General features: G+C 38.2%; 27 protein-coding genes and 1 pseudogene. 17 read left to right on the top strand and 11 right to left on the bottom strand.

Features of this window, described 5'->3' with window-relative positions:
- Positions 1-2: 2 nt before the first annotated feature.
- Positions 3-1,829 (top strand): monovalent cation:proton antiporter-2 (CPA2) family protein, encoded by a 1,827-nt coding sequence (locus tag ACLBWE_RS15680; protein ID WP_004643402.1) that lies wholly within the window; start codon positions 3-5, stop codon positions 1,827-1,829.
- 125 nt (positions 1,830-1,954) lie between these two features.
- Here ACLBWE_RS15680 and ACLBWE_RS15675 read toward each other — a convergent pair whose 3' ends face one another.
- The 4 genes and pseudogenes from ACLBWE_RS15675 to ACLBWE_RS15660 form a co-directional block, all read right to left on the bottom strand.
- Entirely contained in the window at positions 1,955-2,788 is an 834-nt protein-coding gene (locus ACLBWE_RS15675; RefSeq protein WP_447603943.1) for an SDR family NAD(P)-dependent oxidoreductase, read from the bottom strand.
- Between the two features lie 50 nt (positions 2,789-2,838).
- Positions 2,839-3,216, bottom strand: coding sequence for a DoxX-like family protein (locus ACLBWE_RS15670; RefSeq protein WP_003650801.1), 378 nt, complete (start codon positions 3,214-3,216; stop codon positions 2,839-2,841).
- A gap of 459 nt (positions 3,217-3,675) precedes the next feature.
- Positions 3,676-5,163, bottom strand: a complete 1,488-nt coding sequence (gene proP / locus ACLBWE_RS15665) for a glycine betaine/L-proline transporter ProP (RefSeq protein WP_056481080.1) — start codon at positions 5,161-5,163, stop codon at positions 3,676-3,678.
- Positions 5,164-5,611: 448 nt separating this feature from the next.
- Positions 5,612-5,748: pseudogene (locus ACLBWE_RS15660) on the bottom strand (ADP-ribose pyrophosphatase); the annotation flags it as partial.
- A gap of 636 nt (positions 5,749-6,384) precedes the next feature.
- On the opposite strand from ACLBWE_RS15660, the gene ACLBWE_RS15655 reads away from it, so the two are divergent.
- Positions 6,385-6,939: a TetR/AcrR family transcriptional regulator gene (locus tag ACLBWE_RS15655; RefSeq protein ID WP_447603940.1), complete on the top strand. Its 555-nt coding sequence runs from the start codon at positions 6,385-6,387 to the stop codon at positions 6,937-6,939.
- 91 nt (positions 6,940-7,030) lie between these two features.
- On the opposite strand, the gene ACLBWE_RS15650 is transcribed toward ACLBWE_RS15655, so the two are convergent.
- Complete coding sequence (locus tag ACLBWE_RS15650) at positions 7,031-7,438, bottom strand: tautomerase family protein (RefSeq protein WP_447603938.1); 408 nt, start codon at positions 7,436-7,438, stop codon at positions 7,031-7,033.
- Positions 7,429-7,746 (bottom strand): carboxymuconolactone decarboxylase family protein, encoded by a 318-nt coding sequence (locus ACLBWE_RS15645; RefSeq protein WP_017392023.1) that lies wholly within the window; start codon positions 7,744-7,746, stop codon positions 7,429-7,431. Before ACLBWE_RS15645 ends, ACLBWE_RS15650 begins: the two co-directional genes overlap by 10 nt.
- Positions 7,747-7,838: 92 nt before the next feature.
- Here ACLBWE_RS15645 and ACLBWE_RS15640 point away from each other — a divergent pair, with 92 nt between their 5' ends.
- The 5 genes from ACLBWE_RS15640 to ACLBWE_RS15620 all read left to right on the top strand — a co-directional run bounded on the left by ACLBWE_RS15640 (position 7,839) and on the right by ACLBWE_RS15620 (position 12,787).
- Positions 7,839-8,723, top strand: a complete 885-nt coding sequence (locus ACLBWE_RS15640) for a LysR substrate-binding domain-containing protein (RefSeq protein WP_447603936.1) — start codon at positions 7,839-7,841, stop codon at positions 8,721-8,723.
- Positions 8,724-9,000: 277 nt separating this feature from the next.
- Complete coding sequence (locus ACLBWE_RS15635; protein WP_045430345.1) at positions 9,001-9,609, top strand: paraquat-inducible protein A; 609 nt, start codon at positions 9,001-9,003, stop codon at positions 9,607-9,609.
- Positions 9,606-10,415, top strand: coding sequence for a paraquat-inducible protein A (locus ACLBWE_RS15630; RefSeq protein ID WP_447603933.1), 810 nt, complete (start codon positions 9,606-9,608; stop codon positions 10,413-10,415). Before ACLBWE_RS15635 ends, ACLBWE_RS15630 begins: the two co-directional genes overlap by 4 nt.
- 7 nt (positions 10,416-10,422) lie before the next feature.
- On the top strand, positions 10,423-12,090 hold the full coding sequence (locus ACLBWE_RS15625) for a PqiB family protein (protein WP_447603931.1): 1,668 nt from the start codon (positions 10,423-10,425) through the stop codon (positions 12,088-12,090).
- Complete coding sequence (locus ACLBWE_RS15620) at positions 12,080-12,787, top strand: PqiC family protein (RefSeq protein ID WP_447603962.1); 708 nt, start codon at positions 12,080-12,082, stop codon at positions 12,785-12,787. Before ACLBWE_RS15625 ends, ACLBWE_RS15620 begins: the two co-directional genes overlap by 11 nt.
- 59 nt (positions 12,788-12,846) lie before the next feature.
- On the opposite strand, the gene uraH is transcribed toward ACLBWE_RS15620, so the two are convergent.
- Together uraH and ACLBWE_RS15610 are read right to left on the bottom strand one after the other, a co-directional pair.
- A complete protein-coding gene (uraH, locus tag ACLBWE_RS15615; RefSeq protein WP_447603929.1) occupies positions 12,847-13,248 on the bottom strand; it encodes a hydroxyisourate hydrolase in 402 nt (133 codons plus the stop codon).
- Positions 13,249-13,259: 11 nt separating this feature from the next.
- Entirely contained in the window at positions 13,260-13,727 is a 468-nt protein-coding gene (locus ACLBWE_RS15610) for a GlcG/HbpS family heme-binding protein (RefSeq protein ID WP_447603961.1), read from the bottom strand.
- A gap of 125 nt (positions 13,728-13,852) precedes the next feature.
- Between ACLBWE_RS15610 and ACLBWE_RS15605 the strand changes: the two genes are divergently transcribed.
- The 10 genes from ACLBWE_RS15605 to ACLBWE_RS15560 all read left to right on the top strand — a co-directional run bounded on the left by ACLBWE_RS15605 (position 13,853) and on the right by ACLBWE_RS15560 (position 24,170).
- On the top strand, positions 13,853-14,524 hold the full coding sequence (locus tag ACLBWE_RS15605; protein WP_447603927.1) for a heavy metal response regulator transcription factor: 672 nt from the start codon (positions 13,853-13,855) through the stop codon (positions 14,522-14,524).
- Positions 14,521-15,924, top strand: a complete 1,404-nt coding sequence (locus ACLBWE_RS15600) for a heavy metal sensor histidine kinase (RefSeq protein WP_447603925.1) — start codon at positions 14,521-14,523, stop codon at positions 15,922-15,924. Before ACLBWE_RS15605 ends, ACLBWE_RS15600 begins: the two co-directional genes overlap by 4 nt.
- 96 nt (positions 15,925-16,020) lie before the next feature.
- Positions 16,021-16,584: a lipocalin family protein gene (locus tag ACLBWE_RS15595; RefSeq protein WP_447603923.1), complete on the top strand. Its 564-nt coding sequence runs from the start codon at positions 16,021-16,023 to the stop codon at positions 16,582-16,584.
- A 120-nt stretch (positions 16,585-16,704) separates the two neighbouring features.
- Positions 16,705-17,676, top strand: coding sequence for an acyl-CoA desaturase (locus ACLBWE_RS15590; RefSeq protein ID WP_198079856.1), 972 nt, complete (start codon positions 16,705-16,707; stop codon positions 17,674-17,676).
- On the top strand, positions 17,673-18,935 hold the full coding sequence (locus tag ACLBWE_RS15585) for an NAD(P)/FAD-dependent oxidoreductase (RefSeq protein ID WP_447603920.1): 1,263 nt from the start codon (positions 17,673-17,675) through the stop codon (positions 18,933-18,935). Before ACLBWE_RS15590 ends, ACLBWE_RS15585 begins: the two co-directional genes overlap by 4 nt.
- Before the next feature lie 22 nt (positions 18,936-18,957).
- Positions 18,958-19,749, top strand: a complete 792-nt coding sequence (locus ACLBWE_RS15580; protein ID WP_447603918.1) for a DUF1365 domain-containing protein — start codon at positions 18,958-18,960, stop codon at positions 19,747-19,749.
- Positions 19,746-20,945, top strand: coding sequence for a class I SAM-dependent methyltransferase (locus ACLBWE_RS15575; RefSeq protein ID WP_447603916.1), 1,200 nt, complete (start codon positions 19,746-19,748; stop codon positions 20,943-20,945). Before ACLBWE_RS15580 ends, ACLBWE_RS15575 begins: the two co-directional genes overlap by 4 nt.
- Positions 20,946-20,974: 29 nt before the next feature.
- The gene (locus tag ACLBWE_RS15570; RefSeq protein ID WP_209733983.1) at positions 20,975-21,754 is read left to right on the top strand and encodes a DUF1295 domain-containing protein; all 780 of its coding nucleotides are present in this window, start codon (positions 20,975-20,977) and stop codon (positions 21,752-21,754) included.
- Between the two features lie 8 nt (positions 21,755-21,762).
- Positions 21,763-22,812: an SAM-dependent methyltransferase gene (locus ACLBWE_RS15565; RefSeq protein ID WP_005046228.1), complete on the top strand. Its 1,050-nt coding sequence runs from the start codon at positions 21,763-21,765 to the stop codon at positions 22,810-22,812.
- Between the two features lie 29 nt (positions 22,813-22,841).
- Positions 22,842-24,170 carry a sensor histidine kinase gene (locus ACLBWE_RS15560; RefSeq protein ID WP_447603913.1) on the top strand — a complete coding sequence of 443 codons (1,329 nt, stop codon included), beginning with the start codon at positions 22,842-22,844 and terminating at the stop codon, positions 24,168-24,170.
- On the opposite strand, the gene ACLBWE_RS15555 is transcribed toward ACLBWE_RS15560, so the two are convergent.
- The 3 genes from ACLBWE_RS15555 to ACLBWE_RS15545 are packed head-to-tail and all read right to left on the bottom strand — an operon-like array spanning position 24,167 to position 25,913.
- A complete protein-coding gene (locus ACLBWE_RS15555) occupies positions 24,167-24,862 on the bottom strand; it encodes a response regulator transcription factor (RefSeq protein WP_003652559.1) in 696 nt (231 codons plus the stop codon). The genes ACLBWE_RS15560 and ACLBWE_RS15555 overlap by 4 nt on opposite strands.
- A 17-nt stretch (positions 24,863-24,879) precedes the next feature.
- Complete coding sequence (locus tag ACLBWE_RS15550; protein WP_004643374.1) at positions 24,880-25,374, bottom strand: chalcone isomerase family protein; 495 nt, start codon at positions 25,372-25,374, stop codon at positions 24,880-24,882.
- Positions 25,341-25,913, bottom strand: a complete 573-nt coding sequence (locus ACLBWE_RS15545; RefSeq protein WP_198495478.1) for a nuclear transport factor 2 family protein — start codon at positions 25,911-25,913, stop codon at positions 25,341-25,343. Before ACLBWE_RS15545 ends, ACLBWE_RS15550 begins: the two co-directional genes overlap by 34 nt.
- Between the last annotated feature and the right edge of the window lie 37 nt (positions 25,914-25,950).

The raw sequence follows: 25,950 nt of genomic DNA, 5'->3' as shown, positions 1-25,950 counted from the left end.
GTATGAGCGCAGAAGCACATTCAATTAGCTTGGTTGCCCCTGTGGTTTTATTGGCAGCGGCTGTAATTGCAGTCCCTATTTTTAAACGTATTGGTTTAGGTTCAGTATTAGGTTATTTAATTGCGGGTCTGATTATTGGCCCATTCGGTTTTGCTTTTTTCCAAGATTCCACCGCAATTTTACATATTGCCGAGTTGGGAATTGTGATGTACCTATTTCTGATTGGTTTGGAAATGCAGCCATCACATTTATGGAGCCTTAGACGCGAAATTTTTGGTCTTGGCACACTACAGATCATCATTTGCGCACTGGCTTTGACTGGCGTCGGACTGTTATTTGGTTTTACATGGCAAGTTGCTTTTATTGGTGCAGCAGGGTTTGTATTAACGTCGACTGCTATTGTGATGCAGTTATTGGGCGATCGCGGTGACTTGACTCAACCTCGCGGACAAAAAATTGTAGCCATCTTATTATTTGAAGATTTACTGATTGTACCATTGCTCGCTATTGTTGCTTTTATGGCACCGAATCATGTGGTCGAAAGCACATCTGTACGTTTAGAAAATATAGGCATTGGTTTAATCGCAATTGCAGGTCTTATTGCGGCAGGTTATTGGTTACTTAACCCATTATTTAGACTCTTGGCTGCTGCTAAAGCCCGAGAAGTGATGACTGCCGCAGCATTATTGGTTGTATTGGGTGCGGCGTTGCTCATGCAAGTCAGCGGTTTGTCCATGGCGATGGGTGCTTTCTTAGCTGGCGTGCTTTTATCTGAATCAACGTTTAGACATCAAATTGAAGCTGATATTGAACCATTCCGAGGAATCTTGTTAGGCCTGTTTTTCCTTGGGGTTGGCATGTCATTGGATTTATCAGTGGTTGCTCAAAACTGGCAGCTCATTGTCAGTGGTGTAATTGCCCTCATGCTTGCCAAAGCTCTCATGATTTATATTGTCGCCCGAATAACGAAAAGCCCTCATACTGAAGCGTTGGACCGTGCCTTACTCATGGCTCAGGGCGGAGAGTTTGCCTTTGTACTTTTCTCTGCTGCATTAAGTGCCCAAGTCATTGACGGTACAATTAAATCTAATCTTACCGCTATTGTTGTGCTTTCAATGGTGTTGACTCCAATTGTCGGTATTATTTTTAAACGGTTTACTCAATTTAAAGCGAATGTTTCGTTAGAAAACGTCAATATTGCCGAGGGTTTAAGCGGTAGCGTTTTAATGATTGGATTTGGGCGCTTTGGACAGGTCACCAGTCAATTATTATTGGCAAGAGGGGTAGATGTCACCATTATTGATAATAATACGGACATGATTCGAAACGCTGAAAAATTTGGTTTTAAAATTTATTATGGCGATGGCTGTCGCTTAGATATTCTACATGCTTCTGGTGCTGCAACAGCACAAGCGATTGTGGTGTGTGTAGATAGCAAGGAAACAACCAATAGAATTGTAGAACTCGTCACACATGAATTTCCTTTAGCGAAATTATTAGTCCGTTCATATGACCGCGAGCACTCACTGCATTTAGTCAAACAAAAAGTAGACTTCATGATCCGTGAAACGTTTGAATCTGCGATTAAGTTTGGGGGAGTAATTTTACAAGAACTTGGTGTAGATGAAGACGAAGTAGAAAGAATTACTGAGGAAATTCGAGATCTTGATAATGAGCGCTTTGAAACTGAAATCGCAGCAGATGATGTAAATGCGGGAGTAGGTATGCAATATACACATACGCATCCACGACCAACAGCACCATTGATTCGACCAAAACGGGAAGGGCGGATTTTAAATAAAGAAGATAGCTCAGATAACGATTCTTGATGAGTATAAAGTTCAGTAAAAGCGCTCTTTAGAAGAACTTTTACTGAACAATAAACCCGATGCGCCTATCAACCAAACCATCTTAACTGAGTGAGATTAGATTTTTAGTCACATTATAAGCCTGACTACAAATGCTCTAAGGCTGTGCCTTTAACGGGGTTTCTACGCCAGTAATAAGGCTGCAAAAATCTAAGAAAAAGCTTCCATGGCGTGATCCAAGCAATGCGTCGGTTGGCTTTTTTATTTTGAATAATTTGTTTTGCTAAATATGCACAAACGACTTCTGGCGGGTCAATCACAAAGAAAAATAACCGTTTCATCTTTTTCCAGTTTTGGATGTTGCCATTGGTCCACGAAGAAACTAATAGGTCTGTTGCAACCATGCCCGGGCTGAGTGTGCCAGTTAAAATAGCTGTCGATTTTGTCTCTTTATAAAGTGCTTTACTGAAATAACTTACGGCCCGTTTTGTGGTTGCATAAGGCGTCATGCCTGCACTCCATTCGCCGTTGCTTCCCCAACCTTCCATATTAAAGATTTGACCATAACCTTGTTTGAGCATGCCTTTTAACGCGACTTGCGAACCCAACATCGTGCCTAAAATATTAGTTGAAACAGCCGCGTTTAACTCTTCTGGCTGAAGGTCGATAAAGTCTTTGGTTGGATGACAGCTTCCTGCGTTATTAATCCACACATCGACTTGCCCAAAACGCTCAATTGCACCATCCCATAGGGTTTGCACATCAGACACTTGAGTCACATCGCAACACAAGCCAATGAATTTTTCTTTATTGAAATGAGTTTCTAAATGAGAAAGAGCCTGTTTAAGATGCTCTGGGTTACGTCCAGCAATGACAACTGAACATCCAAGATCTAAAAAAGCATGGGCAAGGGCTAAACCAATACCTTTTGTACTGCCTGTAATGACCACACTGCAAACTTCAGTTTTGGGTAAACTCATTGCACTCTCTATATAAAATCTTTAAAAATAGTTACATGAATGGCTGTAAGTTAATTTAGCTCATTTAATAAGATGAGATAGACAATAGATAAACTTATCATCGAAAGATTCATCACGATAGGGTTGTAGGGCAAGATCAGGGTAGAGGGGATTAAAAAACCAATTAAAAGAAGCAGCCCAAGCAAACCCAAAATGCTTAAATAATGAATATATTTATGTGCAGTAAAGAGAAAACATAAACCAAAAATCATTTCAGCTATTCCACTTGCATGGCCTGCAAGTTTTGCGTTTTCGAGTGATAGTCCTAGCCATTGCCATACAAAAATTTCATCAGAATTAAGAAATAGAAATTTTGGAACGAGACCTTGATAAAACCATAAAAAGACTAGCACAAGGTTTATAAATTTGAAGATATTAATATTTTTCATTGAAATTACTTTAAGAGTTTAAAATTTTCTTTAGATTAGGTTTGACCTATTATCTTTAGGTTCATTTCTTTCTTCAAGAGATGAGATATAAAAGGAATATAATTTCTAAATATTTTAAAAAGATATTCGCTTATTTTCTGATATTTTATACAGATCTGGAGATAAAAATTAGCTATTAAATTAATAGGATAAAGTATGTTAGTTATGCTTGATAAGCAACAACCTAAACATGCATTGATTAGCATAGATGTATACGTTCCTTTTTCTATTGAGTTTTCTGAAAATAAGTTGGCCGATATATATTGGCGATGCGGAAATGGAAAAACTTGTTTATTCTAAGTTAATTATTTTTTAATTAAACTTAACACCTATTATTCTTAACTATCAAATTAAATGAAAAATATATTAAAAAAATAGCGACACTAAAGTCGCTACTTTTGTGAAAGAACTTTGCTTCAATCAGGCTATATCAGGGTGTTTATCTGCAAGCTTTTGACGTTTTTGCTGAAGCTCTTCAATTCTCTGATCAATATTTTCAATTTTTTGCTCAATAGTTTCATGAAATTCTTCAAGTAACTCCTGCGCTTCCTCTATGTTATTGGCAATAGGCACGCCACCAATTAGAGGCTTATTGGCTGTTTCCTTCAAATATATTGCAGTAGCAATACCCACCACACCACAAATCATCAAGTAATAGGCCGGAACCATCAGATTATGGGTAGTTTCAACTAGAGTTGCGGTAATAGTTGGGGTTAAACCAGCAATAACGACTGAGAAATTAAAGGCAATACCTAAAGCGCTATAACGGATTTCAGTTGGAAATAGGGCGGGTAAAGTTGATGCCATCACTCCGATAGACATATTGAGGGATAAAGCAAGAATAAGTAAGCCTATAAAAATTTGATAACTTACCCCAGAGTTAAGTAATACAAAAGCAGGATATGCCAAGAAAACAAGGGAAAAGCTTCCAATAAAAATAAATGGGCGGCGACCAAACTTATCACTCAAATAACCAATCACGGGTTGTACAAATAACATCCCAACCATAACGGCAATGATAATAAGTGCGCCATGTGCTTCTGAATAGCCTAAGTTATGCGAAAAATAGCTTGGTAAATAAGTTAGCAACATGTAGTAAGTGACGTTAGTGCTGATTACTAGACCAATGCACACCAATAAACTACGCTTATGTTTAACAAAAATTTCTTTGAAACTAAATTTTTGAGGTTTGCTTTTTAGTGCTTGCTGCTCTGCATGCTGTTGATACACAGGGGTTTCTTCAAGGCGGTTTCGTAAATATAAACCGATTATGCCCAGTGGTAGAGCAAGAAAGAAGGGAATACGCCAACCCCACTCGGCAAAGCTTGCTTCACCCACGGCGTGTGTGATCAAAGCGACGGTTGCAGCACCAAGTACAAAGCCCGCTATCGATCCAAAATCAAGCCAGCTTCCCATAAAACCACGTTTTCGGTCTGGAGAATATTCAGCGACAAAAATCGCAGCACCTGAGTATTCACCACCAATGGAGAAGCCTTGTACAATTTTTACAATGAGTAAAAGAATAGGTGCCCATAAACCGATTGTTTCATAAGATGGAATAAGGCCAATACCAAAGGTACTGATGGACATAATAATGATAGTAATGGCAAGAACTTTTTGACGCCCGTATTTATCACCTAAATGTCCAAAGTAAACACCACCTAATGGGCGAAAAATAAAAGGAACTGAAAATGTAGCAAGTGCAGCAATCATTTGCACGCTTGGTGAAGCATTTGGAAAAAATACTTTACCGAGAACGTATGCCACATAACCATAAACACCGAAATCAAACCACTCAATTGCATTACCTAATGCAGCCGCAGTAATCGCTTTTTTGGTTTTTTCGTTCTCGATGATATTGATATCATCAATCTCAATAGGTTTTACTTGTTTTTCAGATGTGCGCATATTTAGCCTAAGAATTGAATCTCAGTATTTAAAGTGAACATATACGGTTTTAAATACTGAATTAAAAAATTGCAGAATAAAGAGGCAGAATAACGATGAGTTATTCAAGAAAAGGAAATTAAGAGATGTCCTCTTAATGATCAATAAGATAGCAAAATATTTTTAATTGTTTGTTTATGTTAAGGTTTTAAATTGTGAAGAAATTGTATGGATAAAGTTACATAACTTTACTTAGTGGTAAAACTGAATTATATGGCAAAATTTTTATAGAAAAATTGATAAAAGACATGATATTAGCGTAAAAGTTAAGCGCTATTTTTTTGAATTTAAGAGAGCAAATTTTTTACTTTTCATATACAAAATCTCAACTTGCCTTTAATTTGCACCATAATTTCAATGTTGGGGCAACACTCCAAATATAATGAAGTAGATTTATATTAGGTTTTGATTAATCGAACTTCTTTGCTTCTGGGATTAACTCTAAATAATCAAAAAATTGTTGTATCTGTTCTTCAGTTTCCCGCGCTGTAGAAATAGGAATAATTCATCTTTACCAAGGTAACCGACCTAGGGTGTTTCAATACTTATGTAACGATTGATAAGTATTTTATAAACCTAATTTAACAATAAGTTATTCATTATTTATCCTTACTTTTTAATGATCTATTTTAAAACAAATGTCATTTTGTATGCTTGACTGTAATAGGGTAGAGCACTATCCTTTGCCTGCTGGCCTACATTGCCAGCCGGTTTTAGCAGACCGAGAGCGTATAGCACATCAAAAAAGCAATTTTTTGGTGGCGAACTCGTTCGTCCCCCTTCGTAGCGGTAGGACGGAAGGGGGACGCCTTGTGCGTGCTGGTTCTATATGCCCAGTCTGCTAACCCCCTTTCGTTCTGCCACCATCATTTAGCAGTGATTGGCAGAAATTTTATGCATATAGGAGTTCGCTCATGCGTACTATTTCTTCTTATTTTTTGGCCTTTGCCAAGCTCTCTCTATCCATACCGCTCAACTGGTCTTTAAAACGGTTTAAACATTTATAGGTTTAGCCTTTAGATCGTTACGACTAAAAAATCATATCAACAATAAAGCTTGAGATAGGTTAGCGCATCCTTTTTGTGCAGCTTTCGCATGCCTGTTTTTAGCACTCATTTTAAGAGTGAAGGCCTTTCTATCTCTTTTATATACAACAAAAAATTATCTTTAAGCAGAATATTTATGCCAAATTTAGAAAATTCATTTAGAGCATTAAGAGTGCTCCACGCGGCAAGAGACCTATTTAATCAACATGGTTTTCATAATGTAGGTGTCGACCGAATTATTGCTGAAGCCAGAATTTCCAAATCCACTTTTTATAATGATTTTCACTCCAAAGAAAAGCTCATCGAGATGTGCCTAACTTTTCAAAAAGATGCATTAAAAGACGAGGTGTTTTCAATTATCCATTCATATCGTGAACTCATGTTGTTCGATAAGCTCAAGAAAATTTTCTATTTACATGCAGATTTAGAGGGCTTTTACCATTTGCCATTTAAAGCAATTTTTGAAATTGAAAAGCTGTACCCAACCGCCTATAAGGTCGTAATTGACTATCGAAATTGGCTCATTGATGAAATTTATAAACTACTTTTAACACTAAAAGATACGGCCTCAATTGAAGATGCTCACCTGTTTTTATTTGTGATTGATGGCGCCATGGTTCAGCTTTTAGGGGAAAATCAGGTAGATGACCGAGATAGATTATTAAATTATTTTTTAACTATGGTTAATTAAGAATCGGCGAATGAAAAGCTCCTTATTTAAGGAGCTTTTTTAGATCTGAATTTATATATTTTATTAAAATATGCATTCGGCTTGTATTTATTTATGGTGAATTCAAGCTTTTCAAATAAAGATCAGCGCGCTGTGCATGACCAAAGCACCAATCTTCTGCGCTATTTTGCACAATCACAAACATGACATCTTGTTCTGGGACATCAAAATTCTGTTTAAGCTGTGCTGTAACATGCAGCATTAAATCTGATTTTTGTTGCGCCGTTCGGGGCTTGCCTGAGGTGATATAAAGCAAGATGAACTTTTCAGTACGTGCGTTTTTAACCCAATAATGAGAGTCAACAAAAACCTGTCCTTGCGGTATTTGTTCAAAAATATGAAAACAATCATTTTTAGGTGTATCGAAATAGTTTTCCATACAAGTTTGCACAACTTTAGATATTTGCGCTTTTTCTAAATCGGTATATGGATAGCTGGTTGTAAAACGAATCATGGGCATGACCATATCTCCTCTGGCATATGTTCAAGTGCTGAAATAGCGGTGGGCAGTCCTGCATAGAAAGCAAGATGGGTAGTAACCTCAATAATTTGTTCCTTAGAGATCCCTTGGTTTAGGGCATTTTTAATATGCCATTCGAGCTGTGAATAGCGACCCTGCAAAATGAGCGCCGAGATTGTAATGAAACAACGTGTTTGCGTATCAAGGATGGGTCTTTGCCAGATATCTGCAAACAAATAATCTTTGCCGAGCTCATAAAGTTTGGGAGCGACAGTTTCTAGATTGTTGATATCAATTTTTCTAAACATCTTAAAACTCTGCGTTGGGGATGTTGTAGCGACTATGGCAGTTTGTTATATTTTAAAAAATCAAAACTTTTTGAACCTATAGTTCAGTTTTTATGAATGATTATGCGAAAGTACCCACTAACCTTGACTTAGATGCCTTACGGGCATTTGTAAAAGGTATAGAGCTAGGTAGTTTTTATTTGGCTGCTCAAAACTTATGTCGTTCTCCGGCTGCGATTAGTGCTCAATTAAAAAAATTAGAGCAGCAGACTGGCTGCCAATTATTAAGAAAAAACGGAAGATTGTTAGAGTTAACGCCGAGCGGTGAATTATTATTTAGTCATGCAAAAAGTGTGTTGGCAATGAATGACAGGGTACTTTTACAACTTCATCAGACTCAAGCGAAAGGGGTTATTCGCTTTGGATTACAAGAAGATTTTGCTGAAGGCACGCTCCAACAATTAATTGCTCAGTTCATGTTGCAATATCCTAAAGTGCAGTTTCAAATTCAGGTCGATCGAAATCTTAATTTATTAGAAAAAGTACAAAAACAAGAGTTAGATTTAGCGCTTATCTGGCAACAAGATGAAGCCCGTGAAAATTTTTATGAATTGCAGAATGTAGATACAGAGTGGTTATTTTGCTCTCATCCACACATCCAGCAGATTCTTGAAACTGGATCTTCGATTCCATTGGTTGTTTTACAGCAGCCTTGTATTCTAAGACAAATGGCAATTCAGGCGCTTGAAGAGAAGGGCTTGGAATGGCACATTGCCTATGAGTGCAATTCTGTTCAAGCTTTGTGGCCTGCGGTACGTGCAGGCATTGGAATCAGTTTAAGGTCACTATTTCAAATACCTTCAGATATCAAGATCTTAAAAAGTACTGAATTACCTCTACTTAGATCTTTATCGTTTGGGCTTTATTCCAGTTCAAAATTAGAATCTGGTTATATTGTTCAGCAATTTCAAAAATATATTGAACAGCATCTTCAATAATTTATCTGTCTAAAAAGTTGAATTTAATTAGATAGTCTTTGGTTTAATTTGTATTTTCATTTAACTTGGTAGCAAAGAGATTCTCTATAAATTATTTTGGGTAGCAGTAAAATAATCAAAATTTTCATTTTTCTTCTATCTTTCTTAACTTGAATGTTGATATACCAATGCTATAAGTTAAATTTTTGGAATGATATTTGCGTGTTAGGAGTCATTGTTTTAGGTAAAACAAGCACGTTGAAGAATGTAATCAAACTATAAATTTCAGAGTATCACTATGAAGCTTAAAGAATTAGCAGGTTGTGAGGAGTGCGATACAGTCTATCGTAGAGCTCCGCTTGCTTATGGAAAAAGAGCTTATTGTGTTTGCTGTGGTGCAGAACTCTATCGGCACACCAAACCTTTTTCAACGTTGTTAGCTTTGATTTTAACTGCCTTAATTGTATTTATTCTTGCCAATAGCTTTCCCATCGTAAAAATTGAATTACAAGGAAATACTTCCGAGACTACTTTACTGGGGGCAGTCTGGGTGATGTTTCACTTTGATCGGGCATTCGTTGGTGTACTCATCTTAATCACTACTTTCATTGTGCCGCTTTCCTATCTTTTATTACTTAGCTATGTGCTCGGTACAGTGAGTATCTTGAAAAAGAGACCAACGTTTTTGGTGATGGCCTTACGCACACTTTTCTTTATGAGAGTGTGGGGAATGGTTGAGGTGTTCTTAATCGGAATTTTGGTCACGCTTGTAAAGTTAATGGGAATGGTCTTGGTGATTCCCGAAATTGCTTTATGGGCATTTGCGATCTTAAGTGTATTGTTGGTCTATATTACTTCCATAAAGGTAAGTGATATATGGAACGAAATTGATAGGTCACTGCCATGAAAACAATAAAAAATGTGACCCAAGCAAAAAGCTCGCAACACGGATCGGTACTTAAGCAATATCCACGAGCTAAAGATCTCTCATTAATTGTGTGTCATTGCTGTGGTGTCGTAAATTCTTCTCAAAATGAAAAAAAACGACGAGATAAAAGCCATCAAGTTTTACGTTGTATTAGATGTAATAGCGTGCTGCATTCACGTAAACCAGCGAGTTTAAATCGAACCTTTGCTTTGGTAGTTGCTGCAACAATTCTCTATATTCCAGCCAATGTACTGCCAATGACGGTGACTGACTCACTTTTAGGTAGCCAGCAAGATACGATCATGAGTGGGGTAATTTACTTTTGGCAAAGTGGAGACTATCTGGTTTCAGTCGTTATTTTCATGGCTAGTATTTTTATTCCCATGTTGAAACTGCTGATTTTGTATTTTTTATTATTTGCTGTATATCTACAGAAATCGGCAGGTTGGAAATTTTTACCTGAGCAATGCGTTAAGTTATATCGAATTGTCGAGTTTATTGGGCGCTGGTCAATGATTGATGTTTTTGTGGTGGCACTTTTAACAGCCCTCATTCAGATTCAATCGCTTGCTACAATTTTAGCAGGGCCGGGTTCGATTGCTTTTGGCGCGGTTGTAGTGTTAACCATGTTCGCATCACTTAGTTTTGATCCACGTATTATTTGGGATAACTTCTATACATCTCAAAATACAAACAAACCGTCTTCTGTTGCTTCTGAAAAAACAACGATTATTCAGGCAGAACATCCGCCGTTGAATAATGATTCTATTAATCCCAGTCAATAAAAGAACAATGAGTATGTCTGAAAATGAAATAACCACTGGTAACTCAGATCGTCGTGATACAGATGTTGAACTGGATAGCATGAATGATTTACCAGAGCCTCAAGAAAAGAAGAGTCGGTGGAAGCCTTTATTAATTTGGCTTATTCCATTGATCGCGCTTTTAATCGCACTGTCATTAGCTGTAAAAGCGCTATTGTCTCATGGCCCTACAATTGATGTGTCTTTTAGAACGGCTGAAGGGTTAGTCGCTGGTAAAACAACAGTCCGTTATAAACAGGTGGATATTGGTGTAGTACGGCAGATTGATCTTTCAGATGACCGTTCACACATTATTGCCAGAATTGATTTGCGTAAAGGTGCGAGTAACTTTGCAGCAAAAGATTCACGATTTTGGGTCGTGCGACCACGTATTGGGACGGGTGGAGTTTCTGGAATAGACACCTTATTGTCAGGTTCATATATTGAAGTGGATGGCGGAAAATCAGAAGAGGATAAGTTTGAATTTACTGGATTAGAAGTGCCACCGGTCATATCTTCAGATGTTCCCGGAAAAGTATTTTTCTTAAATGCAGATGATCTTGGTTCGTTAGATATAGGTTCTCCAATTTATTATCGTCGAATTAATGTAGGGCAAATTACAGCCTATAAATTGTCTGATGACGGTAAAAATGTTGAACTACAAACGTTTATCCGTGCCCCGTATGACAAGTTTGTAACCACCGATGCACGTTTTTGGCAGGCGAGTGGGATTGATGTGACCTTAAATGCTTCAGGCTTTAATTTAGACACTCAATCGCTGGCAAGTATTGTCGCAGGGGGGATTGCTTTTGGTTACCCTGAAAGTTCACATGCCACGATGGCAGCGAATCAGAGTCGTTTTAATCTTTGGGACTCAAAAGGTGATGCATTAAAAGAACCTGATGGTCAACCACGTGGCGTGATTATGTATTTTGATCATTCATTACGCGGGCTTACTGTCGGTGCACCGATTGATTTCATGGGTATTGAAATTGGTAATGTTAAATCAGTAAATGCCGAGTTTTATGACCACTATAAACAGATTCGTATGCGTGTTGAGGCAGTCATCTATCCTTCACGAGTTGAAAATGGTCAGGCACTTAACCCGAACAGTGAAATTTTTAAAGATTTTATTGAACATGGTTGGCGTGCTCAAATGAGAACTGGGAATCTTCTTACTGGACAAAACTATATTGCTTTAGACAAGTTCCCTAAAGCCAAACCAGCCACATTACAGATTCTAGGTGATAACCGTGTGGTGATTCCAACTACACCAACCGAATTGAGTGGCTTACAAGCTCAAGTTTCTCAGATTGCTGACAAGTTAACGAAATTCCCGTTAGTTGAAATTGGCCAAGATGTGCGTAAAACGCTTAACAATATGAACACAGCGATTGAGTCTACCGACAAGCTGGTTAAACAGTTAGATGGCAAAGTTGCACCTGGTTTACAAGCAACCTTAGACGATGTTCGTAAAACTGTAAGGTCATCTGAGTCTATTTTGTCGAGCGATGCGCCGTTGCAACAAGACGTACGTAAAGCATTGCAGCAAATGACACGTGCCGCTGCCTCTTTACAGTTAATGTCAGACTATATTGAACAACACCCTGAATCAATTATTCGTGGTAAGACACCAGAGACCGATGATGAAAAATAAAAACCATCTATCTTTTCAACATCCTAAAGCAGCCAAATGGCTGCTTGGGAGTGGCTTGTTTTTATCGGCAGTTGCTATGACAGCATGTTCGAGTTCACCAACGCCAAACTACTATACGCTTACACCTAAAGTCACTCCGGTCACCAGTTCAACTGTGCAGGTGATTGAGGTGTTGCCAGTCGGGATTCCAGACAGATTAGACCGTGCACCTTTAGTGCTCCAAGACAGTAGTGGTAAATCTACAGTGCTAAACAACGAACGTTGGACATCGACCATGGGTACGCAATTACGCGATACTCTGTCGGCGGGTTTGCAACAAAAATTAGGGGCAATTGACAGTTATAGCAGTGGGCTTGCTGGAAACAATCAACCGTTATATCGAGTTTCTACAGACTTTTCTCATTTTGATATTGTAGATCACAGCAATATTAATATTGCTGTGTCTTGGGTGGTGAAGCGTCAAATACCGCCTACTCAATTAGAGTCAGCTAATGCAAAAGTCATCACGAATGCGGGATCTCAGCTGAATTGCAGAATTGCTTTTAAGCAACCAATTGATCAAAAAGCTAAAAAAATGGAAGCCATTGTAAGTGCATCAAGTGAGGCGATGACTCAAATTATTAATACGGTTTCTTCTTCAATCGTGGCGCTCGATTCAAACAAAAAATCGGTGATTAGCAATGGGGTTTGTTCGTAAATCAAATCGCTTTGAATTAACCCCTTTATTTGTGCAAAACAGATAAAGGGGTTTTTCTTTTAATTACCTCGATAGGTTGAATAGCCATAAGGGCTAAGTAGTAGAGGAATATGGTAGTGATTTACGCTTCCATCCACTTTAAAAATAACGGGTACTTCGGCAAAAAAAGTTTGTTGTTTATTCTTTTTGAACCAGTCTTCAGTTTTAAAGGTAACTTTATAAACCCCTTGCTCTAATTTTTTATTTTCTGGATAGAGCGCAGTAATACGACCATTTGAATCGGTCACTTGCTGGTTGAGTTTAACCCACTGGTTATTTGTGTTTTTTTCTAAAACGACTTCAACCTGAGAAGAGGGCAAACCCGTTTTTAGATTTAACACATGCACACTTAGCGGATTAGTTTGTGCAAACGTAGCCGAAGCAACAAATAAAGAAGATAAAGCAATAAATGATTTAGGCATGATGAAGTTCCTTATGAATGAAAAACGGTTTCAATGGCTTTGCTTGCGCATTGATTGTCATTTTGTGCGCCGCCAGCACCAGCAACCCCAATCGCTCCGATCACTTGGTTCTCAAAACGAACAGGTACGCCGCCGCCTAATAAAAGTAAATTTGCTACGGTGGTTAAATTTTTTGCATCGGGGTTTTGGTTACTGTTTTGACTTAAAACTAAGGTCGATGTTTTGGTAGATAGCGCCGTATAGGCCTTTTTCTCGGCAGCGATTAAATTATGTGGACCCACCAGCTCATGCCGTTCGGCAGTTAAAGGGTTACCACCACGGTCAACAACAACCACTGCAATGTTTTGATTTAATTTTTTGCACGCCTCTTTCGCACTGTCCGCTAATAGGTGCGCAGTTTTAAGATCTAACGAATAGACTTGATTCAAAGCAGGGGGCTGTGCAAAAGTACTATTACCCAATAGCACGGCTGTTAGCATCAGCCAGTTCAATTTGTTCATGATGATTGCCTCTATGTCGCTTTGAAAATCTTAAACAAATTGAATAATTCCAAGCATGACAATCACATTACAAAGTTGTCATCTTTCAAATGAGTCTCTACAAAATGCGTATCCTTATTATTGAAGACGAGATCAAAATCGCCACTTATTTGGTCAAAGGATTAAAAGAGTCTGGATATCAAGCAGAATGCATTCATTTAGGACTTCAAGGTTTGGAAATGCTAAAGAGAGATCAATACGACTTGCTTATTCTTGATGTGATGTTGCCTGACATAGACGGCTGGAGCGTATTACAAGTACTACGCCAGTTCTCCAAAATTCCGGTTATTTTCTTAACCGCAAAAGATCAGGTGATGGATAGGGTCAAAGGGTTGGAGTTAGGTGCAGATGATTACTTGGCTAAACCTTTTTCTTATATTGAATTGTTAGCACGTATTAAAAGCCTGTTAAGAAGACAGCAATATCTGCAAGAAAATGAGTTGTCTATTAGTGATTTAAAAATGGATTTGGTCGGACATAAAGTATGGCGTAATGGCAACTTAATTGAACTGAGCAAAACCGAATTTAATTTATTGCGCTATCTATTGATCAATAAAGAGCAAATCGTGACACGCAGGCAAATTGGTTCCGAAGTTTGGAATATTAACTTTGACACCGATACCAACTTTATTGATGTCGCTGTACGTCGTTTACGAAGCAAAATTGATGAAGGATATGAATTAAAACTCATTCATACCATCCGTGGCTTGGGCTATAAAATTTCGGTTAGCTTATGAACTTTAAATTTCTGCGTTCTCTTGAAGTCCGTATTACATTACTGGTCACGCTCTGTTCTGCCTTAATTTTATGTTCCGTCGGCTTTATGACCTATTTAGGTATTAACCAGATTTTATTGAAGCAGCAAGATAAAGCTTTAGCAGACAGAATTAACCGTTTGGAAATTTTGCTACAAGATAGCGAAAATGTAGAGCAAATCATTGCGCGGCCAAAGCTGTACCAAAATATGCTCGGCAACCAAGACAATTTGTTTCTGCTTATTCATAAAGACAAAGCTTTAATTAATATTAATCCGCTCCATATTCAGTTACCTGAGCTTGCACAGCGCAACAGTCTTCAATTTCAAGACTTAGCCAACAACCTATATCCAACGCGAATTGCTTGGAAAAGCATAAAAATTAATAACGAGCCTTATCTGCTTATTGCAGGTAAACAGTGGTCGGAACGCATCAATATTCTTTTACCTTTTCAAGAAAGTCTCTTGATGTATGTGGTAGGAGGCGTGTTTGCAATCTTTGTGCTTTGTATTTTAGCGTGTCACCTAGGTTTAAGGTCGCTACAACAGCTTCGCAAGCAAACACATTCTATTAACGTAAATCAGCTCCAGAAAAGATTAAATCTCTTAAATTCACCTTTAGAAGTTGTGCTGCTTTCACAAGATATAAATCACATGCTTGAGCGTATTGAAAAGGGTTATACGCAGCTCAACCGTTTTTCTGAGGATATTGCTCATGAGTTTCGGACTCCTTTAAATAATCTGATTGGGCAAACCGAGATTGCTTTAACTGGCGAACGCTCAGTTGAGCAATATGAAGATTTGCTGGTGTCTCATTTGGATGATTACCACAGATTAAAACGCATGATTGATAGCATGCTTTTTTTAGCAAGAGCCGATCAGAAAATGGTTCTTGTAAACAAACAAGAAATAAACGTCCAAGATGTTATAGATGGGCTATGCCAGATTTTTGAATATCAGGCCGATGAACAAGAGTGTCATTTTAGTTTCAACTTAGAAGCCCAAAAGTTATTTGCAGATCCAGAGCTATTTCAAAGAGCAGTCTACAATCTCATTTTAAATGCGCTCGTACATGGTGGTGACAAGCGAACTATTTATATCGCAACTAAAAATAAGATGATTGAACATAGGCAATGGGTGAGTCTGACTGTGGTAACGGGAGGTATTTCAATTGCTGATCATCAACTTGAGCATCTTTTTGAAAGATTTTACCAATGCCACTCAAGTCGAAGTGATGAGAACCAGACAGGTGGATTAGGGTTATCGATTGTCGCTTCAATTATGGATCTACATCATGGTTCATATCGGGTTTATAACACGCTTGAAGGGGTATGTTTTGAACTGAATTTTCCAATTGCAGATGCTCCAAAGAAATACAATTAAATCCTTATTAATGTTCCTTAATTTTTAAAATTCACACTTTGTTCACAACCCTCTGACGTATGTTTAAACGCATGAAATAAATAGAAGAGGGTAGTTATGAAATTATTATTTAAGTCACTTGTCATCAGCAGCGGTCTTGCAGCGGTTAGCTTAACGCTTCCTTTGAGTACCTTTGCTGACACAAATACGAAACCAGTGGCTGTTGAATCTATTGATATTAATAAATACGCAGGTAAGTGGTATGAGATTGCGCATTTACCTATGTTTTTTCAGCGTAATTGTGTAGCCAATACAACTGCAAACTATTCCATTAACGCGGACAAAACCGTTGGTGTTTTAAATAGTTGTACCAACAAAGATGGCAAAATGATTTCATCTGAAGGTGTGGCCTATTCGCAAAATGAGGGCAACAGTAAATTAAAAGTGAGCTTTTTGCCTTCAGGCCTAAGATGGATTCCTTTTACAAAAGGCGATTATTGGGTTTTAAGAGTTGACCAAGATTATCAGGTCGCTTTAGTAGGTGGCCCAAGCCAGAAATATTTATGGATTCTTTCTCGTAGTCCTCAAATTGATGAGGCGACATATCAGTCTTATCTACAAACCGCAAAAAGCTATGGCTACGATGTTTCTAAACTCATTAAGACAACACAGTCTAAATAGCGAAGTTACTGGTTGCGTAGATGCTTATATTTATCTCTTAATCGTGTGAACTTCACATAAAATTCATTGCGCATTTTCTAAATTAGAACCAAAAGAAATGCTTTAGATCAGGAAGAATCAATGTCTAAATTTTTTCTGCGCTGGATCGATAGCTGGTCAGATTCAGAAAATGCGCAAGTGGGTACTTCTAGCGAATATGTCATTGAAAAGAAAATTCAATGGTTAAGAATAATTCCTTTTATTTTATTGCATATCGCTTGTTTAGCTGTGTTTTGGGTGGGCGTATCTTGGTTTGCAGTTGTCTTTATGCTGGGTTTTTACTTTCTTCGCATGTTTGCAATTACTGCTTTTTTTCACCGCTATCTTTCACATAAAACTTTTCAAACATCACGTATTGTCCAGTTCATTTTTATACTGATAGGAACCATGAGTGCACAGCGCGGACCGTTATGGTGGGCAGCGCATCACCGTTATCATCATCACTTTACCGACACCGATCAGGACCCACATTCAGCGAAAGCAGGCTTTTGGTATTCCCATGTAGGCTGGTTTTTGAATGAGCAGAATTTTGCTATTCGAAAAAAAGTGATTAAAGACTGGTTGAAATATCCTGAGCTGATTTGGCTGGATCGATTTAGTTTGCCTATTGTGATTTTTACAGCTTTGGCAATTTATGGTTTTGGTTCGTGGCTTGCGCAACATTTCCCTGAGTTGGGAACTAATGGCTTACAGCTTTTGGTGTGGGGATTTGTGATTTCTACCGTTCTATTAACGCATGCAACCTTATGTATTAATTCACTCGCACATCGTTATGGTTCACGAGAGTTTAATACCCCAGATGATAGCCGTAATAACTTTTTACTTTCTTTAATTACCTTAGGTGAGGGATGGCACAACAACCATCACTTTTACGCGGGCAGTGTGCGTCAAGGTTTTTATTGGTGGCAGATTGATATCACCTTTTATGTGCTCAAACTGATGTCTTTATTTGGTTTGGTGTGGGGGCTAAAGCCAGTACCAGCGAAGGTCTATCAATATAAAAAGATTAAAGATCTACCGATAGAAAAAATTGAAAATGGGGAAGTGTTATGAAAATTGCCATTGTGGGTTCGGGTATATCGGGACTTTATGCTGCATGGAAATTGTCAAAACAACATCAAGTTACCGTATATGAAAAAAATAACTATTTTGGTGGTCATACTGACACTCATGAGTTGGATATAGAGGACACTAAAGTTGCGGTAGATAGTGGTTTTATTGTGTTTAATGACTACAACTATCCGTTATTTACCGACATGCTTAAAAATTTGGGAGTTGAAACTCAAAGCAGCGACATGAGTTTTTCGGTGAATAATCTGGTCAGTGGGCTTCAATATAACCCCTCAAAAAAATGGTCGCTCTTTGCCCGTCCGCAGAACTTTTTAAACCGTAAATTTCTACAAATGCTCTCAGATTTGCTACGTTTTTATGATGATAATAAAAATATTGATGTAGCAGATTTTGACCCTAATTTATCTATTGAAGACTATTTAGACCTACACAAATATAGCAATGAGTTCCGTTATGAGCATCTTTATCCGATGTGCGGGGCATTATGGTCGGCTCCGGTTGAGCAGGTAGGTCAGATTCCATATCGATTTGTGGTGAGCTTTTTTCAGCATCACCGCATGCTACAGCTAAAAGAGCGGCCACAATGGCAAACAGTCAAACACGGTTCAGCAAGTTATATACATGCTATTCAACAAAACTGTCCATCTATTGAGTGGAAGTTTGCAGAAGTAAAAGGTGTGAGCCGTTCACAAGAAACTGTGTTTATCGAAACGACTGAAGGGCAAGCCGAATATGACTGGTTGATTTTCGCAAGCCATGCGGACGATAGCCTAAGTTTAATTAAAGATGCTTCATCGCTTGAACGAGAAATACTAAGTCAATTTAGCTATCAAGATAATCACATGGTGGTTCACCGTGACACTTCAATTATGCCTAAAAGTCGTTTGCAGTGGGCAAGTTGGCATGTACATGTAACGCCAACATCGCAAGTTCAAAGCAATGAGTCCGACATACATTATGGTTTTACCTACTGGATGAATAATTTGCAGAATTTACCCTGTAATACTCAAGTTTTTTCTACTTTAAATCCGAATATGAAAATTAAAGCCGAAGACATATTGGTTGAACGCCAATATCGTCATCCTGTGTTTGATACTAAAGCGATTCAAACTCAATCTCGTTGGCAAGAAATTAACGGACAAAACAGAACTTCATTTTGTGGAGCGTATTGGGGCTGGGGTTTCCATGAGGATGGTGCCCGCAGTGCAGCACGTGTTGTAGAGCAAATTTTACACTTTTAAAAATAGGTAAGGAGCTTTTCAAATGTTATTAAATAAACTTGCTATAGCTCCTACACTTATTCGTCATCGACGCTATAGCCCGAAACCGCATCAATTCACATCGACCCTAAATTATTTATGGTTTGATCCAGATCAATTAGATGATATTACAAAAGATTGCTCACTTTGGGCGACTGATCATTGGAATGTCTTAGAACTATCCAAAAATGATTTTTTAAATATGTATCACGGTTCTATAAAGGAAAAAGTAGAAAAAGCGATACTGCAAAATAACAACTTACATATTAGGCCAGACTGGCAAATCAGAGTATTGGCTTTACCTCGTTGTTTGGGTTTTAGATTTAATTCGGTCGTCTTTTATTTTGTTTTAAATAAAGCCGGAAAACCCGTATTTATTGTCAGTGAAATCACCAATACCCCTTGGAATGAACGAAAAGTTTACATACACGACTGTATGAATCAACACTCCCATGTAGGCGGTTATGAAAGTTTTGATTTTAACTTTGAAAAATCATTTCACGTCTCGCCGTTTATGCCCATGCAGTTGACTTACCGTTGGCGATTTAGTTTTTCAGACCAGCAAAATGTCATTCACATGCAGCTCTTTGAAGAACAAAAACAAGTGTTTGATGCAACTATGCGGTTTGAACTTGTGCCCATCACATTTCCTTCACAGCAGTATCGATATGCTCTTATGAACAGCCTAGCCCCTTTTAAAATGTTGTTTTCAATATATTTAGAGGCATTTAAGTTGTGGCGAAAAAAAGTTCCATTTTATCGTCATCCTAAAAAGATCAAGGTAGATAAGACATGATAAAAACATTTCTTTATGGTGAAGATGACTCACTACCGTTACTGCTCAAGAGTCTTCTCAAACTACGTCATGGACAGATCACTTTTCAGGGCGCGTGGAGTGGTACGGTTGGCGAGGTTTCAGACTTACATGCTGTGATTGAAGTTCGCAATCCTTTGCTGATGGATCTCATTTTAAAAAATGGTGTTTTAGGAGCAGCTGAAGGCTATATCCGTGGTGATTGGAGCAGCGAACAACTTGTAGAGTTGGTTCAGATATTGGCACGTAATCGAGATGTATTAGACCAGTTTAACCAGAATGTTATTGCACAGGCGAGCCAGTTTTTTCTGAAGGGTTGGTATAAAAATAGAAAAAATTCTATAAGCGGGAGCCGTAAAAATATTGCTGAGCACTATGACTTAAGTAATGACTTTTTTAAATTATTTTTAGACCCGTCGTTAATGTATTCGAGTGCTGTTTTTGAAAATGAAAACATGTCACTCGAAGACGCATCTGATTTTAAAAAAGAGCTCATCTGTAAAAAGTTAGATTTAAAACCAATGGATCATTTGGTTGAAATTGGAAGTGGGTGGGGTGGTTTTGCAATTTATGCAGCCCAACATTACGGCTGTAGAGTGACCACCATTACCATTTCACAAGCTCAATACGATGAAGCCGTTACTCGTGTAAGTGAAGCTGGGTTGGCACATCGAATTGATGTGCAATTAAAAGACTACCGCTTGCTCGAAGGAAAGTTCGATAAGTTGGTTTCAATTGAAATGGTTGAGGCCGTAGGTGCGCAGTATTTGTCGACATACTTTGACCAATGTAAAGCGCTGTTAAAACCGAAAGGTTTGGCATTTATTCAAGCCATTACCATTGAAGATTTTCGTTATAAAAAAGCATTAAATACAGTCGATTATATTAAGCGTTATATTTTCCCTGGTAGCTTTATTCCTAGCGTGAGTGTATTGACTCAAACCGCCTCTGAAAGTGGTTTAAGGCTAAAGCATTTAAATGACATCGGTTTAAGTTATGCAAAAACAATTCATCACTGGCGAGCACGGTTTTTAATCGCACGAGAGGAAGTATTGGCTCTGGGATTCGATGAAAACTTCATTCGCATGTGGGATTTCTATTTATGTTATTGCGAGGGTGGTTTTAAAGAAGGCGTGATAAGCAATGTTCACTTGTTGTTTGAAAGTACCAATTACTAACTCAAACACATCAAGCAAGGAGACTGCTCATGTTTTGGAATTTACTGATTCTAGATTTAATGATCATGTTGCTGAGCTGGTTACTTGCCACTCTAAATGGCCGAGCTGGAATTGTAGATGCCGCATGGAGTTTCTGTCTGGCAGTAAACATTATTGTGTCTTCTTTACTCATTTCAGTTGCTCCAGTTGAAGTGCGACTTTTTGTCGGTATTTTTAGCGGCTTATGGTTTTTAAGATTATTTTGGCACCTGTTAAGACGTTATCAATCTGAACACAAAGAAGATGGTCGTTACGCGAACATGCGTCAAGCCATGGGTAAGTTCCAGCACGTTGGCTTTTTATTATTTTTTATTTTTCAAACCCTTTTGGTGCTTTTGTTCTTTTTTCCGATGTGGACGCTACTCAATGTAGAAGCAATTGAATGGAGTGGCGGATATAAAATCGCTTTAGTGATTGCTGCTGTCATCATGGTGATTGCCTTTATTGGAGAGCAGCTCGCTGATCAGCAGTTGTACCGATTTAAATTAAATCCGGAACATCATGGCAAAACGATGGATCAGGGTTTATGGCGTTATTCACGTCACCCAAATTATTTTTTTGAATGGTTACACTGGTTTGCCTATCCAATCATTGGTTTAGCTGCGGGCCAATATTTATTGTGGATTTATCCGTTACTGATGTGGCTATTTTTATACTACGTCACGGGTATTCCATTTAGTGAAAAACAAGCAATTAAAAGCCGCGGCCAAAACTATCTTGATTATCAACAAAAAACATCAATGTTTATTCCGCGAAAACCCAAAAAATAGGTGCGCATATGGATTTTATTGTTCATCAGTCTTTAAAAATTGTTGAAAGTGGTGTGATTCCAGATCATGCAATTCGGGCAGCAATTCGTGCTTTAAGCAAAAAACGCTTAATTCAAGAAGGGCGTTATGACCCTGAACAAGGGGCACAGCGCTATATGGATGTGCTTAATATGCTGAAACGGAGCGAAATCGCCGTTGAAACGGACAAGGCAAATGAGCAGCACTATGAATTGCCGACTGAGTTTTTTCAGGCAGTGCTTGGAAAAAGACTCAAATACAGTGCTTGCTATTTTCCTACTAAAACAACAACTTTAGATCAGGCAGAGGAGCTCGCACTTCAGCTTTACTGTGAAAGAGCACAACTTAAAAACGGCCAACATATTTTAGAGCTAGGCTGTGGATGGGGTTCTCTAACATTATGGATGGCAGAAAACTATCCGCGCTCACAGATTACTGCTGTTTCAAACTCTGCAACCCAGAAAAAGCATATTCTTGGGCAAGCAAAGTTGAAGGGTTTAACGAATCTTGAAGTGCTCACATGTGATGTGAATGTGCTCGAATTAGACCAAGATCAGTTTGATCGGGTTGTATCGGTTGAAATGTTTGAACACGTTCGTAACTATCAACGTCTTTTTGAGAAAATTCAGGGATGGTTGAAGGCAGATGGGCTACTTTGGTGTCATATTTTTTGTCATCGCTTTTTACATTATCCTTTTGAAGTAAAATCAGATTATGATTGGATGTCCAAGTATTTCTTTACAGGCGGTTTAATGCCTGCGACGTCAACTTTTTTGCATTTTCAAGAGCATTTAGAGTTGGCTCAACAGTGGCAGTGGTCGGGTGAGCACTATATGAGAACCGCAAATGCTTGGCTTGATAATATGGATAATCAAGAAGTTGAATTGAAGCCTCTGTTTAAAAAAATCTATGGAAAAGATGCCAATATTTGGTGGCAACGTTGGCGTATTTTCTTCATGGCTTGTGCTGAGCTGTTTGGTTTTGAGCAAGGACAAGAATGGGTAATTGGTCACTTTTTATTTAGAAAGAGATCATTGTAATTTCTAGAGCCTACCTCGGCGATAAAGATATGATAAGAACTCGACATGATGGCAAATCTAGTCATCCATTAGCCAAAATGTTCAATCGATATTATTGGTTGCAGATTGGCCTGATTGCATTATCGATCGTGGTCGGGTTGGCTTGTAGTGCATGGGTCATTAAAGGCTCTTTACTTAAAACCGCTTTAGAGCAAGAAATGGAGCATTACTGGTTACGCATAGAACGTGACCCAAATGCAGATTTACCGGATACGAAAAATTTATATGGATATCGGTGGAATACAGAGATTGCACCTCAACCTTTTCGAGGTATGCGTTTAGAAAGTGGGGTGCACCGAGTATTCGTTGATGGTAAAGAGCGAATGACAGTCTATGGTGAGCATAATGGTCAACATGTTCTGTTGGTATTTGGCGAGAGCAATGTCAATAAGCTGATCTGGCTATTTGGACTGGCTCCGCTCATGTTTAGTTTGTCTGTGCTATATAGCTTCTTATGGTGGTCAAATCGAAAAGCCAGACGCTATTTTTCCCCAATTACACGCTTGGCAAATGCTTTGGAAAATATCGATTGGGCACATCAAGATACCCAAGCATCTCCTTTTAGAGATATTAATACCAATGGCAACATGGAAGCAGAATATCTCAAACAAGCTTTGGAAAAATATCATCAAGTTTTAAGTGATTTTATTCGACGTGAAAGGGAGTTTACGGGAGATGTGAGCCATGAGCTACGTACTCCGTTAACCATTTTGAAAGGTAATGTGCAACTTTGTCAGGCGAGATATGGAGATGATAAAGCCTTAGTTCGTCTTCATAATACGATTGAGGATATGCAGTTATTAGTTGATACCTTACTGGCGATTGCACGTAATACAGTAAAAAGCTTACCGTCTGAAAAGAATTTTTTATCTAGAATTGTGAAGGATCTAGTCGAAAGTTTACAAGCAGTGAGTGAGAGTAAGGGAATACATATTCATATTCAACCCGACCTTTCTGAACAGCCACGCTGGTTATATCCCTCTATGACTAAAATGGTTTTAAGCAATATTTTACGTAATGCGCTGAATTATTCTCAAGGCTCACAAATTGACATTATTCAACAAAAAAACAGCCTGATTATTGCTGATAATGGAATTGGAATTTCTCTACCTAATGATGTGAAAGTACAAGAGCTCAGTGACTCCCAACTTTCTTTAAAAGTTAAAGGCCACGGAATTGGTTTGCAATTGGTGCAAAAGCTTTGCAAACAACTAGGATGGCGAGTTGAGTTGTTTGATCGGCAGTACTATTTAGCTACTCATCCTGAGTTGGACTTAGAACAGGCAACAGGTTTAATTGTTGTGGTCTATTTGAGTTAACTTGCAGAACTGTCTAAAGCAATTTTTAAACCGACGCCTGCCACTGTATGTAATAGTTTAGGGTCAAAAGGTTTATCAACCATTTTTCTTAAATTATAGATATGACTACGTAACGCATCACTTTCAGGTTCTTCATCGCCCCATAACTCCATCATCAGTTCTTGTTTGGTCACTACTTTTGGAGATTGACGCATCAAAATTTTTAATAATTTAAATTGAATAGGCGGCAATTCGATATTATTTCCGGCACGAATAACTGTCTGGGTTGCGCTATCAAGAATTAAGTCATGAATCTGAATTTTATGATGAGTAACTTCGCCAGCTGCTCTTTTAATTAATGCACGAATCCGCATCACTAGTTCGTTAAAATCAAAGGGTTTTACTAAATAATCATCTGTTCCAGCGGTAAAACCTTTAAGTTTGTCATCTAAAGTATCTCTTGCTGTCAGCATAAGGACTGGAATATCAACGCCTTGTTCGGTGCGTAGCCAGTTACATAGGTCATAACCTGAGCCGTCGGGTAAGTTTATATCGAGCAGCAAAAGATGATAATGCTGCGATTTGAGAAAAGTCCGTGCAGCATCTAAATTACGCGCATGATCGATGATATAACCATGCACTTCAAGAAATTCGCAGACGGTTGCTGCAAGTTCAAAATGGTCCTCAACCATGAGGATAAAATGATTACCCATAAGATTTTATTAAGCCATTAATTTAATAATTGTTGTTTTAATTTAGCATTAAATGGTTCACTACCAAACCAGATTTTAAAATATTGATTTGCATTCGGATTGTTTAAAGAACCGAGTAGCTTCTGGTTTAATTTTAGTTCTAGTTTTTGATTTTCATGTTGGTAATACAAACTATATAAATCTCCATTTTTGATGGGTCTATAAAGTTCATTAATATGATTAAGCGGAGATTTTGCATCAAATCCACTAATATTCTTTTTCAAATAATGGGTTGCTGCACGTTTAAAAGCCCACTCGGGAATATCGCGGTTATAGCTAAAGTCCATTTTGATGCTTTGACTCTGCCAATTTTTTAAGCAATCTTCAGCAAAGTAACTGACATTTCCCACTTTCTTACTCGTTACCATCAAAGGTGCTGAACTACATTTTTTCAGTTCAGCCGCGTTAGCTTGAGATACGATCAAGATTCCCAGAAATATTAAGACTCGACTTTTTTGAACGGTAATATCCATTTATAGACTCCTCCAAAGATTGGTAAAGAACGGTAGAGACCATTCGCCGGATCCCAATAATCTTGCTGGAAAATAATTTTTTGCTGATCATTAATCTTAATTTGACTCATTCCATAAGAAGCCATGGTTTTAGAGCGGCCTAGCATTTTAAAGTCATAGGTCATGTACCAATGGATATAGGCTGTATCTTGGTGATGAGTTGCACTAATGAGTTTTACAGTGACATTACTCACTCGGGCATTCATGCCTTCAAAATGTTTGATCAGATCTGTTTTCTGAGAGAACTGCGAGAGTGTGTCATTGATATACAGCTGATCAGCGTAAAGTTTACTCGCGTTATTCACAAAAGAAGGGGTGCCAAGCGTATTAAATGCGGCAACAAAACGATTGCCAATATCTAGCGCTTGTTGGTCATTTAATTCTATTCCAGTAATTTTTTGTTCGGCTTTGCCGTAGTCACCTGAGTAGCTAGGCACACTTTTACACGCTGTTAAACCTATCAAGGTAATCAGCCCTAGGGCTGTAGTTATAATTTTCATGTCTATATCCGAGCCAACTTTATAAGATTAAATTAAA

The sequence above is a fragment of the Acinetobacter sp. M5A5_2a genome (assembly GCF_053345265.1).
This window is presented reverse-complemented; position numbering and strand designations above follow the sequence as displayed.

Bases quoted from the DNA above. Each gene is read 5' to 3' on its own strand.
- ACLBWE_RS15680 (WP_004643402.1), top strand. From the start codon at position 3: ATGAGCGCAGAAGCACATTCAATTAGCTTGGTTGCCCCTGTGGTTTTA.
- ACLBWE_RS15675 (WP_447603943.1), bottom strand. From the start codon at position 2,788: ATGAGTTTACCCAAAACTGAAGTTTGCAGTGTGGTCATTACAGGCAGT.
- ACLBWE_RS15670 (WP_003650801.1), bottom strand. From the start codon at position 3,216: ATGAAAAATATTAATATCTTCAAATTTATAAACCTTGTGCTAGTCTTT.
- proP (WP_056481080.1), bottom strand. From the start codon at position 5,163: ATGCGCACATCTGAAAAACAAGTAAAACCTATTGAGATTGATGATATC.
- ACLBWE_RS15655 (WP_447603940.1), top strand. From the start codon at position 6,385: ATGCCAAATTTAGAAAATTCATTTAGAGCATTAAGAGTGCTCCACGCG.
- ACLBWE_RS15650 (WP_447603938.1), bottom strand. From the start codon at position 7,438: ATGCCCATGATTCGTTTTACAACCAGCTATCCATATACCGATTTAGAA.
- ACLBWE_RS15645 (WP_017392023.1), bottom strand. From the start codon at position 7,746: ATGTTTAGAAAAATTGATATCAACAATCTAGAAACTGTCGCTCCCAAA.
- ACLBWE_RS15640 (WP_447603936.1), top strand. From the start codon at position 7,839: ATGAATGATTATGCGAAAGTACCCACTAACCTTGACTTAGATGCCTTA.
- ACLBWE_RS15635 (WP_045430345.1), top strand. From the start codon at position 9,001: ATGAAGCTTAAAGAATTAGCAGGTTGTGAGGAGTGCGATACAGTCTAT.
- ACLBWE_RS15630 (WP_447603933.1), top strand. From the start codon at position 9,606: ATGAAAACAATAAAAAATGTGACCCAAGCAAAAAGCTCGCAACACGGA.
- ACLBWE_RS15625 (WP_447603931.1), top strand. From the start codon at position 10,423: ATGAGTATGTCTGAAAATGAAATAACCACTGGTAACTCAGATCGTCGT.
- ACLBWE_RS15620 (WP_447603962.1), top strand. From the start codon at position 12,080: ATGAAAAATAAAAACCATCTATCTTTTCAACATCCTAAAGCAGCCAAA.
- uraH (WP_447603929.1), bottom strand. From the start codon at position 13,248: ATGCCTAAATCATTTATTGCTTTATCTTCTTTATTTGTTGCTTCGGCT.
- ACLBWE_RS15610 (WP_447603961.1), bottom strand. From the start codon at position 13,727: ATGCTAACAGCCGTGCTATTGGGTAATAGTACTTTTGCACAGCCCCCT.
- ACLBWE_RS15605 (WP_447603927.1), top strand. From the start codon at position 13,853: ATGCGTATCCTTATTATTGAAGACGAGATCAAAATCGCCACTTATTTG.
- ACLBWE_RS15600 (WP_447603925.1), top strand. From the start codon at position 14,521: ATGAACTTTAAATTTCTGCGTTCTCTTGAAGTCCGTATTACATTACTG.
- ACLBWE_RS15595 (WP_447603923.1), top strand. From the start codon at position 16,021: ATGAAATTATTATTTAAGTCACTTGTCATCAGCAGCGGTCTTGCAGCG.
- ACLBWE_RS15590 (WP_198079856.1), top strand. From the start codon at position 16,705: ATGTCTAAATTTTTTCTGCGCTGGATCGATAGCTGGTCAGATTCAGAA.
- ACLBWE_RS15585 (WP_447603920.1), top strand. From the start codon at position 17,673: ATGAAAATTGCCATTGTGGGTTCGGGTATATCGGGACTTTATGCTGCA.
- ACLBWE_RS15580 (WP_447603918.1), top strand. From the start codon at position 18,958: ATGTTATTAAATAAACTTGCTATAGCTCCTACACTTATTCGTCATCGA.
- ACLBWE_RS15575 (WP_447603916.1), top strand. From the start codon at position 19,746: ATGATAAAAACATTTCTTTATGGTGAAGATGACTCACTACCGTTACTG.
- ACLBWE_RS15570 (WP_209733983.1), top strand. From the start codon at position 20,975: ATGTTTTGGAATTTACTGATTCTAGATTTAATGATCATGTTGCTGAGC.
- ACLBWE_RS15565 (WP_005046228.1), top strand. From the start codon at position 21,763: ATGGATTTTATTGTTCATCAGTCTTTAAAAATTGTTGAAAGTGGTGTG.
- ACLBWE_RS15560 (WP_447603913.1), top strand. From the start codon at position 22,842: ATGATAAGAACTCGACATGATGGCAAATCTAGTCATCCATTAGCCAAA.
- ACLBWE_RS15555 (WP_003652559.1), bottom strand. From the start codon at position 24,862: ATGGGTAATCATTTTATCCTCATGGTTGAGGACCATTTTGAACTTGCA.
- ACLBWE_RS15550 (WP_004643374.1), bottom strand. From the start codon at position 25,374: ATGGATATTACCGTTCAAAAAAGTCGAGTCTTAATATTTCTGGGAATC.
- ACLBWE_RS15545 (WP_198495478.1), bottom strand. From the start codon at position 25,913: ATGAAAATTATAACTACAGCCCTAGGGCTGATTACCTTGATAGGTTTA.